The following is a 17,205-nucleotide window of genomic DNA, read 5'->3' on the forward strand; positions in this document are numbered from 1 at the left end:
TAAATCAGACAAATACCTATTAAGAGGTGCTGCCAAGAACTAAAAATCTGCACCTTATTCAGTTGGATATTTCGTTCAACTTTTGAGGGCAGATTAATATTCGTTGCCGGTTTTGAATCGGTATTGTACGTGACGATCCTGTCGTGTAAGTGCGGTATTTTTTACTGCACTTTTTTAGTCTGTATTACATTGCACGCTACCAGCTATATTTTATCCCGATATTGGCGTTTATTCCTTTACGTTGATTGCCGTCCAGATGGTGATTATAACGGACATCAGCATAAATGCTGCTTTGTTTGCTTAACGCAAACTGTGCACCAACACCAAGTTCAGCCCAAGTCGAACTAAAGTTTTCGTTGATTTTATCCGGACCGACATTTGTTTTATAAGTGCGGTTAAAATCCTGCCAGATATTACTAATCATATAGATTGTGTTAAATGAATTGTGATCGACACCCGGTGCATTGTACCCTAAACGTAATCCAAGGCGGGCACGTAATCCGTGATGCATATCTTGATCGATTTTGCGTATACCATCGTGGAAATCATCTAATTTCAATATTTGATAAATTAACTGTGCCTGAGGTTCAATTGACCAACCGTATTGCGTTGTCGAATCGAATTGATAAGCCTGCCCGAATTCTGCCGAGAATAAGGTGCTAAAACCTTTCTGTTTACTTTCACTGTTTCCTTGTAGGCTACGGTCGGTTACGCGATATTCATTACGTAATAACGATACTTGCCCCACTAAATCAAGATAATTTCCTTGCTGACTGTAACGCGTATAGGTTAAACCTAAGCTCCAGGCCTGGCTTTTCCCTGTGCCGGTTTTTTCCAGACGTTGTTTGTTATCTTGAAGTGCGGTGAATTTACTCGCTGTTTTGTGGTGCGCCATATAAGTGCCTAGAACGGATGTGGCGGATTCATTGTTATTCAATTGAACCGTTTGTCCCAGTTGGAAGCCGAAACTTGATGTATCGGCATTAAAGCGATTACGTCCTTTTATATCCAGATGGCCACCTAATGTACGTCCCCAGGTTTTTGTTTCCCGGGCGGATTTATCTCCTTGACGTTGGTGTAATGTGCCGACGATAGCGTAGCCTTGTTCTATATTGATATGAGGTATCACAATATATCCCGGTGTACGAGGTTCGACATTCGGGGCGGGGGCATGCTGTGATTTCGGATCCATGGTCCAGTAATATTCGTCACCATTTCCCGTGCTGCGTTTAGCTAAATTCGCTAAATAACCGCCTTCCGTTATTGCCGCACCGTTAAATACCGTGCTGCCGCTTTTTGTAACAGAAATGACCGGAATAGTATTAAGTCTTGTTGTAGCTTGCTGAACATTACCTTTAATAACCGTTGTCGTGCCGTCGCTATCAACAGGAACGACCGTGGTTTCACCTGTCGCTTCACCTTGAATAACGATTTTATCTGAATAGGAGTTGTCTTGATCCCAGCGAGTATGCATTTTGATTTTTGAGCCGGTGTGACCCACATAATCGCCATTAATAGTTAAGGTTTGATAACCGTCAGCAGATGAAATATCGCCTTGGTTAGTTAAATTGCCATTAATCACGTAATCGGAATTAACCACTAAGCCGGCTTGCGGATTAATGGTGACTTGTGCCGAGTTAAGTTCGCCATCTTGTACGGTGAGTTTATTTTTGATTAGCGTGCTTTTGGGAAAAAGTAAATAGTTTTGAGCTAACCAATCGCCTTCAACATTCAGATGTTCAAAGTCTAAAAATGGGTTTCGTGTCAGGTTTCCAGTTTCAAGTAATGTCAGTGTATCGTTACTTTCAACATCGTTTGAAGTGAACACTACTCCGGTAATTTTTGATTTTCCATTTATAAATAGTTCGGATGAGTTTATTTCAGATGCTGTTTTTCCAATGGAAATATCGCCATTAACAACACCGTTTTCTAAATGGAAAGCGACAGAATCGCTTGTTTGTGATGCTGATGAAATAGAAATATTACCGGTTATTTCACCGGAATTATAAATAGTAGCGTGTCCTTTATTTGCCAGTCGGATATCAAGTGCGGTTGCATTTTGTGAGGTTGCAGAAATTTTTCCCATATTCTGGAGATAAATATTACCTCCATAAATGTAAGAGTTATCACCGCTGATTTGAGCATTTTCCCTATTTAATATATAAAGTCCGCTACCCCAGATTTGTAGTGGGGCATCAGTGTTGGAGATGATTTGCTTATGGTTATCTAACACAGCCCTTTGTTTACCGTACATCCGTAATGTTGGCGCTTTGGCTTGGTTGTTCGTATTGGTAATAGTCCCGTTATTACGAATATAAACTTGAGGTGCCTGGAATGAGATTGCATTTTCTGTGTACCACCCGCCGGTTCCTTCAATTTTGCCGTTATTTTCTAAATAAGCAAACTCGGTATTAGGATGATGACGTGAAGAAATGACTTCGCTGCGGTTGGTTAAATAGGCATTATTGATAATGCTTGTGGTATTCGGGGAGTAATTTGAGTAAACCACATAGCCATTCCCGTTAACATCGGTATTAAAGGTCACTTTGGCTTTTTCTTTATCATTGACATGGAAAGATTTTGTTGCGATTTCGTTCCGATCATAAACGATTTCGTGCTCTTTCTTGATCATATAATCAATCGCTTTTTGAATCCTTTCATTCACATTAGCATGCGCTGGGTATGTTGATACCAACAATACCGCAATAGCGGTTCTTCTAAAAAAGCTATGGTTTCCTTGAGGAAAAATAGTACAGCTTATTTTTTGTGTACAAGATGATATTTTCATATTTTAATTCTCAATTAAGTTTAATTTTGGGGTTGACAAGAGCTAACTTGTTGTTTTTGCAAAAAAACTTCGGCATTATAATGTGTGTGGAGTTTTTTTCAACAGAAAATGAGTAAAAAATAACAATTATTTGAGGATAAGGATGGTTAAGCTGATCGTAGGACGTCATTTTTTGAAAATTTCTACCGCACTTTTGCTTTCAGTTTGCCTATTTCACCACCGTAATGGTCCATTTGGCAGCGCCCAGTTGCTCGAAATGGGTGACTTCATAGCCTTCTTCCGCGGCCCAGTTCGGAATGGCTTCCGTGGCTTGGGTGCAATCAAATTCAATTTCAAGCCCGTCACCTTTGTTTAATTTTGCCATTGCCTGTTTTGCTTCGACCAATGGGAAAGGGCAAACCAGCCCGGCGGTTTCTAATTTAACGATCATAATGTTTCCTCTCAATAAACGATGGTCAATAGACCTTAATAATTAAACAGCGGCTGCCTGCGCACGCTGACGCGGCAACACGAAAATAAAATGGGCAGCGGTCCATACGCCAATAATGGTAAAGCCCAATGCGATCCAGCCTTTGCTGCTCATCACTGCTGTGGCGGTTAAGCCGTTACCAATGGTACAACCGCCGGCAAGGGAAGCGCCGACCCCCATCATTAACCCACCGATCACACTGTGATAAAGGGTTTTAATATCCGGTAAACGCCATCTGAACTCACGGCTGCCTCTGGCGGCAATATAAGAGCCGACAAAGATACCCAATACTAAAAATACGCCCCAATTCAGGCTTTTTTGGTTGCCGGTGATTAAAAAATTCACAATATCGGCAGAAGGTGTCGTAATGCTCAAGCCGCCGACACGTCTGGTACTGCCGCTGGCAAGCCCTGTATTACCTAAATGGCGATATTGGGCTATCCAACGGTCAAGTGTTGTCTTTTTGAGCTGAAAGTGTTTTCTGGTGAGAGACTGGTTGTGATGATGTTCAATATAAAAATCAATCACTTGCTGTTTAAATGTTTGGGTATATTTGGTCATAAAAATCTGTACCTTAATAAGTTGGAGGTTTAGTCTAACTTTTGGTGTACAGATTAGAAATTAGCCGATTATCCATTATAAATGACTAGGATTTCTAGCTTTTTTCATTACTGTTTATTATCCTTTTTAATCTTTACTTCCCGCTTCACCGTATATACCCAAACGATTTGGCACAATGCCGCCTAAAAATAGACATTTTTCTCCCAAAAATTCTTAATGCACGATTGTTTTTTTTTGTACAATTTGCTGCATTTATTGACAACTTATTTTAAGGATTTTTATGAAACAAGCACAGATTCCGGGTATTGTTTATTTGCCATTGACTGTTTTTCTAACCATTAGCTTATGGCAAACGGCAAAGGGCTTTGAAGATTTGGTCGGTGAGACTTTTGCGTGGGGGTTCTCGATAGGGCTTTCAATGATTATGGGCTTTTTAACCTATCTTATCGGCTTTAGACGGCTTAATAAACTGCCGATTTTGGGGTTTATCACTTTCTATTTTCTCTGCTTTTTATTCTCTTTTACCGGCAACTTCAATGCGGTTTACACCAACTATCAAACCGAACAGCTTTACCGTGATGAACTGACTAAACACAGACAGCAGCTTCAAGATGTATTAGCGGCTTCAACGAAAGCATTGGATAATTTTGCACCGGATACCGAAGCCCGAGCCATTCGGGTTGAAACTTTAACCCAACAGCTTGTTTCACAAATTACCGATTCGGCACGTCCGGGGCTTGGTAAACGGGCGAGAGAAATTATTAAAGAACTTGAAGCGGTTTTAGGGGAAAGATTGACTGAGTTTGCCGGTTCGCCAGCCGAACTTGCCAAAAAATACAGCGATAACATTGATAGTATTGCCCAAAAACAGTTTGGTACAGGTGATTATGGTCGCATTCACAAGATGAAAGAACAAAATGCTGCACTTGTTAAAGAGCTTGATGCTTTAATTGAGGAAGCTCTTTTAGCACGTGATATGCTGAAGGATCAAGAAGATGGTCGAAAGATTAATATTAAAGTTGTGAATGGCATTAACAAAATCGGCACGGATACCCAAGAATTTATTAAAGATCTGACAAAGTTTAAATTTGACAAAGTGCGTGTTGAAACCCAAGAACTCGGCAAAATTGCCTTTTCATTTAAATCTGGTTTTACCCAACATACTTTTGTTGCTTTTATTTTATCACTGGTATGTATCTTTTTTGACTGGGCGGTTGTGGCATTTTTAATCGTACGTTATGGACGTAAAGAGGTCGAACCCTATCAACCAAGTTTAAATAAAGGCGTAGATTTATAAGGGGGATGTAATGGCTTTAGATGAAGATTTTTTAAAAAGTTTGAATGCAGAAAAATCAACCGAAAAAGTAGATTTAAGCAAACAGCAAGCGGTCGATTTTTCAGAAAATTTGCAAGAAGAAACCGAAATCCCACCGCTTGAAAATGAGCTGGGCTTTGTTGAACCAGTTAATTTTGAGCCCTTAGATGATAAAGCGGATAACGGCATTATTCCCCCTTCTGCCCGCACCCGTTCGGCAAAACGGGATGCGAAAATTCGGATGACGAAAGAGGAATACCGCAAACGCCTTGAAGAACTGAATCTTAATGCAGAAACGAAAAATTATGTGCTGCTATTAGGCAAAGCGGGGGCGGGGAAATCTTATATCATCTCCAGTCTGGTTTATTATATGAAAACTTATCTCAACGGCACAGTGCGACTAAATCAAGAGGTTGCTACCCGTGAGGAAGTGTTGCTCTATAACCGCATTATTGAGATGTTTAGTAGTCCACAAAAAAGTTTGGATCGGACATCCGAATTAGAGTTTTACGAGCTAAATCTGATTTATCAGCCCCAAGAAATCGGCAAACCGCCAATGGAACTCACCTTTATTGATGCTTCAGGCGAACATTTTGCCCGCATTTATGAAGGGAAGGGAGCAACGCAAGCGGGTGAACTACCGGATTATTTGGAAGTGATTTTAGAATCGGATGTAAATTGTAAATTTGCCTTTGTCTATGACCAATCCATTAAAGGCAAAGAACGTGAGCAGATGGAAACGGATGAAGTTTTTACGCCACAGGTGCAAATGTTGAGCAGTTTATTTGACAAAATTCGCACAATGCAAGACAAATACGGCAAATTCTACCCGAAAATCCTGTTACTTTCTAAAGCCGATAAAGTTTCGGAAAAGACCAAAGAAAAATACGGACATTCGCCAAGTGCCTACGCTCAGGCAAAAGAGAATGAGTTGATTTCCTTTGCCAATGGCTATTTCCGTGAGCCGAGCAATAAGGCAATTTTTTATCAAATGGGGACATTTACCAAATATGATGATTTGGATAAATTCGATCATACCTGCCCGGCAAAATTGTTCGATTGGATTTATAACAGCGTAACGGGCGATACCACTATTGTGAAGCCTTCCTGTTGGGAACAGTTTAAACGTTGGGCATTTGGTGGTAGATAATGAGCGAAAAATCAATACAAACGGCTCAATATGTGGGCTATGGAATGATTGGTAGTGCAGACGGCTATCAATATAGCGTAGAAGGGGTGGAAAACACCCTTCATCTTGTGCAACAGTGGGATCTTAGCGGCGAAGGGGCAAGAGCAATGCCTACTCCGAATAAAGAGAATATCGTATTACCGCTTTACTGCGTACAACGGCTTGAATATCAGGGCAAACCGGTTTATGGTGTTGCTCAATACCATACTTTCCGCCAAAAAGGATCGCACCGTTCGGGTACTTATCTTGGGGCATTTGTCGAAACAATAACGGTAGCTTTAGATAGTAATGCCGTTTTTGAGATGCTTAAAACGTTGGTTCAATACCAGCTTCAACATTTTGTTGATTTTTCTCACCAAACTTACCAATCCGGTATTTTTGGCAAACCTTGTCCGGATTTGCCTATTTTAGAAAAATGGGAATTAAAAGTGGCTGCCACCACGCTTTTTAATGCAACGGATCACGAATTATTTATTCCCCTTGAAGCCAATGAACAACGTATTGAGGTTTTCAATTTATTGCATCAAACCAAATTGATTGAGCAATACGGCAAGATTTATTTTTCGGCAAACCCTGAAATTAGCCAATATTTGCAGAAATCCCCCCAAATTGAAAAATTATCACCGGCTTATTTAAAGGTATTAGGACAACAAGCGGATAGATTTACACAAAAATTTGCACAATATGCTAATGCCTATCAAAAAGAGAAGCAAGGCAAGGAGCAAATTGAACAGCGTTATCAAGAGCTAATGCAAACAATGCAGACCCAAATTGACGCACAGGTAAATAGCAAAATTGGTGCATTTCAAGAGAGCGTTAATCAAGAAAAATCCCGATTAAACGTTCATATAGCCCAATTAGCCGAGAATGAAAAAATGCAACAAAATAAAATTAACGAATTAAACCAACATATTCGAGAGACTGAAACTCAAAATCGAGAGAAGAATAATGCATTGGTAAAAATTGCTTCTCTATTAAATAATCTCGATCAAAAGGGAATTGCTAGTGTTGGGTTGGTTCGAAAGGAAGAATTAGACTCTCTTAAACAGCAATTAAATGCGACAGAAAGGCAACAGCAGCTCTATCTTAATAGTAAAGATCAAGAAATTGCCAACTTGAATGCTTATATTCAAGAATTGAAAAAACCGGATTTTTTAAAATGGCTTTTTGCAGGGCTTTGTTCAATCTTCTTTATCTTAAGCTGTATATTAGGTGTAATGCAGTATTCTAATGATGATGCAAATAAATTAAAGGAAAGTACTAATAAAGTTGAACAATTAAAAAACAAAAATACAGAATTAGAAAAAATCAATAAAGATCAAAAAATTAAAATAGAGGAACTAGAACGTAATCAGAGCAGAGTAACTGAGCAAGAACTTAAACAAAGCCCTAATAGAGCGATTCAAGGAAAATAAAAATAATGAAAAAATTCAGTTTTCTTTTTCTTTCACTAAGTACAATATCGGTACAGGCTTACGCCAACGATCTTGAAAAATGTGAAAAAGCAATAAAAGGCGGGCAAACGCAACTGGCAAAATTATTCTGTGAGATAAGTGCTAAACAGGGCGAGAAAATCGCCCAATTCCACTATGCTACATTGCTGGAAAAAGACAGCCCAAAAGAAGCGTTAGTATGGTTTGAACGGAGTGCAAAAGCGGCTTATTTACCGGCACTTTCTAAAATGATCGAGCATTATCGAGATAAGCCTGAAAAAGCGGAGATTTTTCAGCGTACAGCCTGTAAACTAGGCGAAATCACCGCTTGTAATCAACTACAAGCGGTCGAAAATGCTCAGAAAAATGCCAAAGAGCAAGAGGCACAAAAAGCCGCATTACAAGCTGAGCAAGAAAAATTGAAAGCCGAGCTGGCAGCCGAACAGGAAAAGTTTAAAAAGGAATTGGAGCAAGAGAGGGCAAAATTAAAAGCGGAACAAACTAAACTTGCTGAGGCAAAACGCAAGCAAGCCTTAGATAACCCTTCCCTTTCAGAGTCGAATAAATTGGCGAATTTTGACCCTAAAAATTATCGCTTTGATGAGGGATTAGCCCGTTTTAAACATAATGAGCTTTATGGTTATGTGAATGACAAAGGCGAAATCATTATTCCGGCACGTTTTAGCAATGCGGGAGCATTTAGTGAAAATATCGCCGCAGTGCGTGAACCAAATCAAAAATGGGGCTATATCAATAAACAAGGGCAATATATTGTTAGACCAAAGTATGACTGTGCGTGGCGGTTTACGGAAGGACGAGCGGCGGTTAATCTTGGCGGATATTATACCATCAATAAATGTGATGGCGGCTTATGGGGATTTATTGATAAAAATGGGAAAGAGGTGATCTCATTAGTATTTAAATCGGTTGATCTTTTTAAAGACGGAAAAGCAAAAGTTCAATATATTCAACAAGAAGGAAATATTTCTACAGAATATAATGTGATATTGGATAAACAAGGCAATATTATTGAACGCTTAGAAATGAATTCTCAAGATAATCAAGGAAATAAGGCTAGTGCATATCAATATTACGAAGGATTGGTGAAATTCCAAATTAATGGTAATTGGGGCTATATCAATGAAAAAGGCGATATTGCCATTGAGCCTAGATTTAAATATACCGCTAATTTTTATGAAGGATTAGCTGCAGTGCAAGATTGGAGTGGTAAATGGGGCTATATCAATAAATTTGGTAACTATGTGATTCACCCAATTTATAGCTGTGTTGGACGATTTAGTGAAGGGATAGCAGGCGTTTATGTGAAAACAGATTATTCTATTCAAGGAGACTGCTCAGGCGGGAAATGGGGCTATATAGATAAAACAGGGCGTTATTTACTCGATCCGGTACTGGATAATGCAGGGCGATTTATTAACGGCAAAGCAAATGCTGAGTATCAGGGAAGAAAGGGTATAATAAACAAAAGATTTGAATGGGTTAAGTAATTTGTAAATCGTTTTAAGGGAGCCTATACAATAATTTGTGTAAATACTTGTTTTCGAGATAATAGTCAGATACAAGTATTTTTATTATGAACGAAAAACAACTCAAAACTTTGACAGTAGAATTCGCCAAAAATCTCAATATACCAGAAGACCTCAATCAACTGTTTCGGATGTTGAAAAAATCACCGTAGAAGCCGCTTTGAATGCTGAGCTTACTGTAGTGTATCACTACAGTCTTCTTCGGTTTTGGGTGGTAGTATTTTGGTGTATTTCAGTTTCATGGACGGTCTTCCTTTCGGTTTGAGGGATAGTCTCTTTATACCGTCTTCCCGAAAGGCTTTCAACCATTGGCTGATGGGAATGGGAAATACCAAAGTGCAATGCTGCGTCTTCTGCAGAAAATTGCCCATTTTCGACCGCTTGCACGACCTGGAATTTGAAGTGGGGCGAATAGGTTTGATGGGATGTCGCACGGCAAGCCCTGCGCCTAAATAGTGATATTAGGTTATCCAACGGTCAAGTGTTGTCTTTTTGAGCTGAAAGTGTTTTCTGGTGAGAGACTAGTTGTGATGATGTTCAATATAAAAATCAATCACTTGCTGTTTAAATGTTTGGGTATATTTGGTCATAAAAAATCTGCACCTTAATAGTGGAAGGTCCAACTTTTGGGGCGCAGATCATTCGATGCTCTTTTTTATTGGGCTTTTCTCTTGTTTTCCTTATTTCACCACCGTAATGGTCCATTTGGCAGCGCCCAGTTGCTCGAAATGGGTGACTTCATAGCCTTCTTCCGCGGCCCAGTTCGGAATGGCTTCCGTGGCTTGGGTGCAATCAAATTCAATTTCAAGCCCGTCACCTTTGTTTAATTTTGCCATTGCCTGTTTTGCTTCAACCAATGGGAAAGGGCAAACCAGCCCGGCGGTTTCTAATTTAACGATCATAATGTTTCCTCTCAATAAACGATGGTCAATAGACCTTAATAATTAAACAGCGGCTGCCTGCGCACGCTGACGTGGTAATACGAAAATAAAATGGGCAGCGGTCCATACGCCAATAATGGTAAAGCCCAATGCGATCCAGCCTTTGCTGCTCATCACTGCCGTGGCGGTTAAGCCGTTACCGATGGTACAACCGCCGGCAAGGGAAGCGCCAACACCCATCATTAAGCCGCCGATCACACTGTGATAAAGGGTTTTAATATCCGGTAAACGCCATCTGAACTCACGGCTGCCTTTGGCGGCAATATAAGAGCCGACAAAGATGCCCAATACTAAAAATACGCCCCAATTCAGGCTTTTTTGGTTGCCGGTGACTAAAAAATTCACAATATCGGCAGAAGGTGTCGTAATGCCCAAACCGCCCACACGTCCGGTACTGCCGCTGGCAAGCCAGGCTAAAATGGCGATGATGCCGATAACGGTTGCGGCGGCGAAAGGATGATAGCGTTTTTCAAACAGCCAATGGCGCAGTCCGCGATATTTTGCCGGCAAGGCAGCAACTTTGGTTTTCGGGCGTTTGGCGAGTGTTTGTCGCACACCAAATGCCACCGCTAACGCCAACAACGCTACCAACCACCAAACGGAAATACCTAAACTGGCAGTAAGATTATCATTTACCCGCCCGTATTGGGTCAGGCTTTTTTGCCAGCCGGCAAGGGCGCCGTATTTCATCATTGCCGCACTAAACATATAAGCGATTAACGCCAACCAGCTGCCGATCAAACCTTCGCCGGCGCGATACCACGTACCGGTTGCGCAGCCACCGGCAAGGATAATCCCCACACCAAACACAAAAGAACCGACTATTGTTGCCGGTAAGGAAAAATCCTTGTAAGGCACGCCGACATAGCCCCATTCAATCAAAGCAAGCACACCAACCGCCTGCACCAGAATGGCAATTAAAAAGGCATAGAACATTTTGTTATTACGGGCAATATACATATCACGGAATCCGCCCGTCATACAAAATCTTGTACGTTGCAATACAAAGCCGAATAAGATACCGAGCGAACCGCCGGCAAAGATAGTCCAAAGCATAATACCTCCCAATTAAATAATTGAGGGATTATTATGCGAAGAAATTTTTATGTTGAGCCAATAATTTTTGGTTAGTTGTTAGATGTTTTGTTTATAAGAAAAATAAATATCGTGCGCGTGCTCACAAAACATAATCAATATTTACTGTCAAGACCTCGCCTTTCAGGAGCGGGGCGAATAATGATTAAGGCATTGTTGTTTAACCTTTATTTAAACACCATACTCAAACCGACAAAAATTAAGAAAACGGCAAAGACCCGTTTTAAAATTGATACCGGTAATTTGTTTGCCACATTAGCACCGAGTCTGGAAGTGAAATAGGAACTGATGGTGATACCTAATAATGCCGGTAAATAAACATAGCCTAAGGAATAATTCGGTAATAATGGATTGTCCCAACCACTCACCACAAAGCTCATTGCGCCGGAAAGTCCCAGTAGTGAACCGCAGATTGATGATGTGCCGATAGCACGTTTTAACGCTACCCCCCGGCCATTCAGAAACGGCACAATAAAAGCACCGCCACCCACGCCCGCCATACTGGAAATTGCACCAATAACAGCACCGGCAACCAGCGTAGATTGTGTGGTTAAGGGTTTTGTTCGGATAACGTCTTTTTTCAGTGAAAGCAACATTTTAAGCGCAAGGTACATCATAATTACCGCGAAGATTTTGGTGAGATAGGCTTTAGGCAGATTGCTGACAAACAGGCTGGAAATAAACACGGAAACCATTAATGCCGGTACTAAAATTTTTGCTACATTCCAATCTGCATTACCGTTTTTGTGGTGCTGCTGAGCCGCCGATAGCGTACTGACAACAATGGTGGCAAAAGAAGTGCCTAGTGCTACAGACATTAATATTTCATCACGGATTCCTACAAAAGGCAGCACATAATATAAGGTCGGCACGACTACCGTACCGCCGCCCAGACCTAACAAACCGGCAATAAAGCCGGCAAACACCCCGATAGCAAGGCAAATTAAAATAATTTCCCACATTGGCATACATTTTCTCCTTCATATTATCCGTTACGTCACCGATGGCGAGTACGTATTACTTTTATCCGATGCATTGCCATTAAACCGATAAAACAATCATTGCGGTCAGCAAAACATGATATACCGATTTAACGCCTGATATTCTCTCGTGTCATTGATATTGTTTTGAAGAGTGGCAAGTGATAAAAGCGACATTTTTTCGCATAATTCAGACAATCGTAAAAGGTAATTAAGGTAATTATAGAATGCAACAAAATATGCGAAATCCGCCGCTCATTCTATCAGTGAACAGGATACCATGTCATTACTTTTCTATTGTCCATAATATGCATTTTTACCATGCTTACGCAGATAATGTTTGTCGAGTAATGTTTGTTGCATTGATTGTAATGTTGGATTTAGTAGATGAGAAAATAAGTTCATATAAGCGATTTCTTCTAATACCACAGCATTATGTACTGCATTATCAGCGTTAGTTCCCCAAGCAAATGGTCCATGTGAATGAACGAGAACTGCAGGTATATCCTTAGGAGTAATATTGCGTTGATTGAATGTTTCAACAATGACTTTACCTGTTTCTAATTCATAGTCATTCTGAATTTCAGCTTCAGTCATTTTTCTTGTACAAGGAATTGAACCATAGAAATAATCGGCATGAGTAGTTCCTGCTGCAATAATATCCTTGCCTGCTTGTGCCCAAATAGCGGCATGGCGTGAATGAGTATGAACAATTCCGCCAATAGTTGAAAATTGACGGTATAATTCTAAATGTGTTGCAGTATCGGATGATGGTTTTTTATTTCCCTCTATTGCTTTACCTGTAAATAAATCGACAACGACCATATCATTAATTGTCATTACATCATAATCAACGCCGGATGGCTTGATTACAACCAAGTTTTTATCTCGATCGATTGCACTGACATTTCCCCAGGTGAAGGTTACAAGGTTATATTTAGGCAGTGCTAAATTTGCTTCCAGCACTTGTTGTTTTAAACTTTCTAGCATAATAATCTCCTGATTGTTGTAAATTATTTTGAATTTTTATATAAATTTTACTAATTTGTTAGGATTGATTTGCTGAATATATGGATTATTCAGCAATAAATTCATACTGTGATCTAGATCTCATTTTCATCGTGATTAAATAAGATATTATGCCACTGTCGAACAGTAAGCAAGCTGTCTCGAAGATGTCTAACATTGATTGATCAGATCATTTATATTGAGGGACTAACAATGAACAAACGAAATTTCTTAAAATCATTAGTTGCAGTTTCAGTATTAGCTACAGCCGGCTTCACTTCTAGCGCTGTATATGCAGCAGATCCTGTGAAATTAGGTTTTTTAGTCAAACAACCCGAGGAGCCATGGTTCCAAACTGAATGGGCATTTGCAGATAAAGCTGCTAAAGACATCGGTGATGTGCAAATTATCAAGATTGCAGTTCCGGATGGTGAAAAAACCTTGAATGCTATAGATAATTTAGCAGCAAGCGGAGCAAAAGGTTTTGTGATTTGTACACCGGATCCAAAATTAGGTCCCGCTATTATGGCGAAAGCTCGTTCTTATGACTTAAAGGTTATCACGGTGGATGACCAATTCTTGAATGCTGCAGGAGAACCTATGACTAATGTACCTCTTATTATGATGGCTGCAACAGAAATTGGTGAACGTCAAGGGCAAGAGTTATACAAAGAAATGCAAAAACGCGGTTGGAATGTCAGTGAAACAGCCGTATTAGCGATTACTGCCGATGAGTTGGATACAGCCCGTCGTCGTACCGAAGGTTCTATTTCTGCATTAATCAAAGCCGGTTTCCCTGAAAAACAAATTTATAAATCACCAACGAAAAGTAATGATATTCCGGGAGCATTGGATGCAGGTAATTCTATGTTGGTGCAACACCCTGAAGTGAAAAATTGGTTAATTGTAGGGATGAATGATAATACCGTATTAGGCGGTGTTCGAGCAACGGAAGGGCAAGGATTTAAGCCTGAAAATGTTGTAGGTATCGGTATTAATGGTACAGATGCTGTGAGTGAACTTTCAAAACCTAATGCAACCGGTTTTGTTGGATCATTACTGCCAAGTCCGGATGTACACGGTTACCGCAGTACCGAAATGTTGTATAAATGGGTTAAAGATGGTGTAGAACCACCTAAATATACCCCTATCGGAGATCCGGTCTTACTTACTCGTGAGAATTTTAAAGTAGAATTGGAGAAAAAAGGTCTTTAATTAAGACGTATTAAAATATCAGTAAGGAGGAAATATTTATGCAGGTTCCCTATTTAGAATTCGATCAAATTAGCAAATCCTTTCCCGGTGTTAAAGCATTACAAAATGTTTCATTTAAATGTTATGAAGGGAAAGTACATGCCCTAATGGGAGAAAATGGTGCGGGTAAATCCACCTTACTGAAAATTTTAAGCGGTAACTATTTACCTACTGAAGGTAAAATGCATATAGGCGGGCGTACGCTTACATTTCGTACGACTAAAGATGCGTTACTGGCAGGAGTGGCAATTATTTACCAAGAATTAAATATTGTGCCGGACATGACCGTCGCTGAAAACCTTTGCTTGGGACAATTACCGCATTCTTTTGGGTTAGTTAATCGGAAAGAATTATTAGCTCGTACTCAAAAATATTTAGATAAATTAGAGTTAAATATTTCGCCAAATACTCCCCTAAGAGAGCTTTCTATTGGGCAATGGCAGATGATAGAAATTGCAAAAGCACTGAGCCGCGGCGCTAAAATTATTGCATTCGATGAACCGACGAGTAGTTTATCTGCACCTGAAATTGAAAAGCTATTTTCGGTTATTGAAGAATTAAAAGCGGAAGGAAAAGTCATTCTATATGTGTCTCATCGCATGGAAGAAATTTTTCGTATTAGTGATGAAATTACCGTATTGAAAGACGGTCAATTTGTTGAAACATTTTCGGATTTATCAAAAATTAACAATGATGTCCTCGTACGTAGTATGGTCGGGCGTAATTTAGGCGATGTGTATAATTACCGTTCAAGAGATGTGGGTGAAACTCGCTTAAAAGTGACCGCTCTTGCAAGCAGAAAACTGCCGGGAAACTTTAATCTTGAAGTTAAAGCAGGGGAAATTTTAGGATTATTCGGGTTGGTGGGAGCCGGTCGCTCGGAACTATTTAAAATCATTTTTGGCGCGGATCCGATGACTCAGGGAAAAATTGAGTTAGACGGCAAAGTCATTAGTATAAAGCGTCCTAAAGATGCGATTGAGCAAGGGATAGTGTTATGTCCTGAGGATCGTAAGAAAGAAGGAATAATTCCTTTGGGGAGTGTTGCGGAAAATATTAATCTAAGTGCCAGACGTTCTCATAATTTCTTAAAATTTATTATTAATGAATCTTGGGAAAAGCAAAATGCTGAAAAACAACGTCAGAAAATGAATGTGAAAACACCGTCTATTGAACAGCTTATTATGAATTTGTCCGGTGGGAATCAACAAAAAGTCATTTTAGGCCGTTGGCTATCCGAAGATATCAAAGTGCTTTTGTTAGATGAACCGACTCGTGGTATTGATGTCGGCGCCAAATCAGAAATTTATGATCTGATTTTTAAATTAGCAGATGAAAAAATCGCGATCATTGTGATTTCCAGTGATTTGCCGGAAGTTATCGGTTTATCGGATCGTATAATGGTGATGAGAAATCAGCAGATTACAGGTATTGTAGAACGTAAAGACGCTACAGAAGAAGGTGTTTTAAAACTTGCTATGGTTGAAACCAAAGCTGCGTAGTATAAGGAGAATTAGTATATGGCCTCAACAACATCTCAAACTCAAAAAGTGAGTAGTTTTAATAAGATTTGGAATTCTTATGGAATGCTGTTAATTTTTGCTGTTATTTTTATATCCGCCTGCTTGTTTATTCCGAATTTTGCTACGGTGATTAATATGAAAGGCTTGGGATTAGCCATTTCAATGAGCGGTATGGTTGCTTGTGGAATGTTATTTTGCCTTGCCGCAGGTGAAATTGATTTATCCGTCGCCTCCGTAATTGCATGTGCAGGTGTTGTTACCGCCACAGTAATTAACCTTACTCAAAGTGTTACATTAGGCGTGTTATCCGGAGTTTCATTAGGTGCGTTAATTGGTCTGATAAATGGTTTTGTTATAGCGAAACTAAAAATTAATTCTTTGATCACGACGTTAGCAAGTATGCAAATTGCACGTGGTTTAGGCTATATTATTTCTGATGGTAAAGCGGTCGGTATTACAAAAGAAGAGTTTTTTGAGTTAGGTTATCAAAATGTGTTTGGCATCCCTCTGCCTATTTTATTCACTATTATTTGTATTGCTATCTTTGGTTTTTTGTTAAGTAAAACAACTTACGGACGTAATACTTTGGCCATTGGTGGTAATGAAGAGGCCGCACGGTTAGCCGGTATTAATGTTGATCGTACAAAATTAATTATTTTTGTGGTATCAGGCGCTATTTCAGCACTGGCAGGCGTTATTCTTGCAGCCCGTATGACGAGCGGACAACCAATGACTTCTATTGGTTTTGAATTAGTCGCAATTTCTGCTTGTGTACTTGGTGGCGTATCCTTAAACGGCGGCGTTGCTAAAATTTCTTTTATTATTGCAGGGGTATTAATTTTAGGAACAATTGAAAATGCAATGAATTTGTTAAATATTTCACCGTTCGCACAATATGTAGTGAGAGGGTTGATTTTATTGATTGCCGTTATTTTCGATAGATATAAACAAAAGTTAATTAAATAAAAAGTTCATAATATAACGATGCGAGTACAAAGGTACTCGCATCAGACCGCTGACAAACCTCTAGACATCCATCTAGAGGTTTGATCTAATAGGCATATCGAAAAAGGAAATGTCTATGCTCAAAAATACCGTCTCT

Annotated in this window: 13 protein-coding genes and 3 pseudogenes; 8 read left to right on the plus strand and 8 right to left on the minus strand. The window is 39.7% G+C overall.

What is annotated here, in order from left to right:
* Positions 1–196 precede the first annotated feature (196 nt).
* From EDC44_RS09640 to EDC44_RS13245, 4 genes and pseudogenes are all read right to left on the minus strand, one after another.
* Positions 197–2,632, minus strand: coding sequence for an autotransporter family protein (locus EDC44_RS09640; RefSeq protein ID WP_165870252.1), 2,436 nt, complete (start codon positions 2,630–2,632; stop codon positions 197–199).
* A gap of 364 nt (positions 2,633–2,996) precedes the next feature.
* Positions 2,997–3,218, minus strand: a complete 222-nt coding sequence (locus tag EDC44_RS09645; RefSeq protein WP_131978046.1) for a sulfurtransferase TusA family protein — start codon at positions 3,216–3,218, stop codon at positions 2,997–2,999.
* 42 nt (positions 3,219–3,260) lie between these two features.
* Positions 3,261–3,653 (minus strand): annotated as a pseudogene (locus tag EDC44_RS09650) (YeeE/YedE family protein); the annotation flags it as partial.
* Positions 3,654–3,656: 3 nt separating this feature from the next.
* A pseudogene (locus EDC44_RS13245) lies at positions 3,657–3,818 on the minus strand (helix-turn-helix domain-containing protein); the annotation flags it as partial.
* 280 nt (positions 3,819–4,098) lie between these two features.
* On the opposite strand from EDC44_RS13245, the gene EDC44_RS09655 reads away from it, so the two are divergent.
* From EDC44_RS09655 to EDC44_RS13250, 5 genes and pseudogenes are all read left to right on the plus strand, one after another.
* Positions 4,099–5,115 (plus strand): hypothetical protein, encoded by a 1,017-nt coding sequence (locus EDC44_RS09655; protein ID WP_131978052.1) that lies wholly within the window; start codon positions 4,099–4,101, stop codon positions 5,113–5,115.
* Positions 5,116–5,125: 10 nt separating this feature from the next.
* Positions 5,126–6,283 carry a hypothetical protein gene (locus EDC44_RS09660; RefSeq protein ID WP_131978055.1) on the plus strand — a complete coding sequence of 386 codons (1,158 nt, stop codon included), beginning with the start codon at positions 5,126–5,128 and terminating at the stop codon, positions 6,281–6,283.
* A gap of 86 nt (positions 6,284–6,369) precedes the next feature.
* On the plus strand, positions 6,370–7,737 hold the full coding sequence (locus tag EDC44_RS09665) for a GumC domain-containing protein (RefSeq protein ID WP_131978058.1): 1,368 nt from the start codon (positions 6,370–6,372) through the stop codon (positions 7,735–7,737).
* A 5-nt stretch (positions 7,738–7,742) separates the two neighbouring features.
* Complete coding sequence (locus EDC44_RS09670) at positions 7,743–9,263, plus strand: WG repeat-containing protein (protein WP_131978061.1); 1,521 nt, start codon at positions 7,743–7,745, stop codon at positions 9,261–9,263.
* An 86-nt stretch (positions 9,264–9,349) separates the two neighbouring features.
* Positions 9,350–9,480: pseudogene (locus EDC44_RS13250) on the plus strand (IS256 family transposase); the annotation flags it as partial.
* Between the two features lie 502 nt (positions 9,481–9,982).
* On the opposite strand, the gene EDC44_RS09680 reads toward EDC44_RS13250, so the two are convergent.
* The 4 genes from EDC44_RS09680 to araD form a co-directional block, all read right to left on the minus strand.
* Complete coding sequence (locus tag EDC44_RS09680; protein WP_131978046.1) at positions 9,983–10,204, minus strand: sulfurtransferase TusA family protein; 222 nt, start codon at positions 10,202–10,204, stop codon at positions 9,983–9,985.
* A gap of 42 nt (positions 10,205–10,246) precedes the next feature.
* On the minus strand, positions 10,247–11,299 hold the full coding sequence (locus tag EDC44_RS09685) for a YeeE/YedE family protein (RefSeq protein ID WP_131978064.1): 1,053 nt from the start codon (positions 11,297–11,299) through the stop codon (positions 10,247–10,249).
* A gap of 206 nt (positions 11,300–11,505) precedes the next feature.
* The gene (locus tag EDC44_RS09690) at positions 11,506–12,300 is read right to left on the minus strand and encodes a sulfite exporter TauE/SafE family protein (protein ID WP_131978082.1); all 795 of its coding nucleotides are present in this window, start codon (positions 12,298–12,300) and stop codon (positions 11,506–11,508) included.
* A 312-nt stretch (positions 12,301–12,612) separates the two neighbouring features.
* Positions 12,613–13,308 (minus strand): L-ribulose-5-phosphate 4-epimerase, encoded by a 696-nt coding sequence (gene araD, locus EDC44_RS09695; protein ID WP_131978067.1) that lies wholly within the window; start codon positions 13,306–13,308, stop codon positions 12,613–12,615.
* A gap of 231 nt (positions 13,309–13,539) precedes the next feature.
* Between araD and EDC44_RS09700 the strand changes: the two genes are divergently transcribed.
* The 3 genes from EDC44_RS09700 to araH are packed head-to-tail and all read left to right on the plus strand — an operon-like array spanning position 13,540 to position 17,069.
* Positions 13,540–14,541 carry an arabinose ABC transporter substrate-binding protein gene (locus EDC44_RS09700; RefSeq protein WP_131978070.1) on the plus strand — a complete coding sequence of 334 codons (1,002 nt, stop codon included), beginning with the start codon at positions 13,540–13,542 and terminating at the stop codon, positions 14,539–14,541.
* Between the two features lie 38 nt (positions 14,542–14,579).
* Complete coding sequence (gene araG, locus EDC44_RS09705) at positions 14,580–16,082, plus strand: L-arabinose ABC transporter ATP-binding protein AraG (RefSeq protein ID WP_165870253.1); 1,503 nt, start codon at positions 14,580–14,582, stop codon at positions 16,080–16,082.
* Between the two features lie 18 nt (positions 16,083–16,100).
* A complete protein-coding gene (gene araH, locus EDC44_RS09710; protein WP_131978076.1) occupies positions 16,101–17,069 on the plus strand; it encodes an L-arabinose ABC transporter permease AraH in 969 nt (322 codons plus the stop codon).
* Positions 17,070–17,205: the final 136 nt, after the last annotated feature.

The sequence above is a fragment of the Cricetibacter osteomyelitidis genome (assembly GCF_004340985.1).
GTDB lineage: Bacteria > Pseudomonadota > Gammaproteobacteria > Enterobacterales > Pasteurellaceae > Cricetibacter > Cricetibacter osteomyelitidis.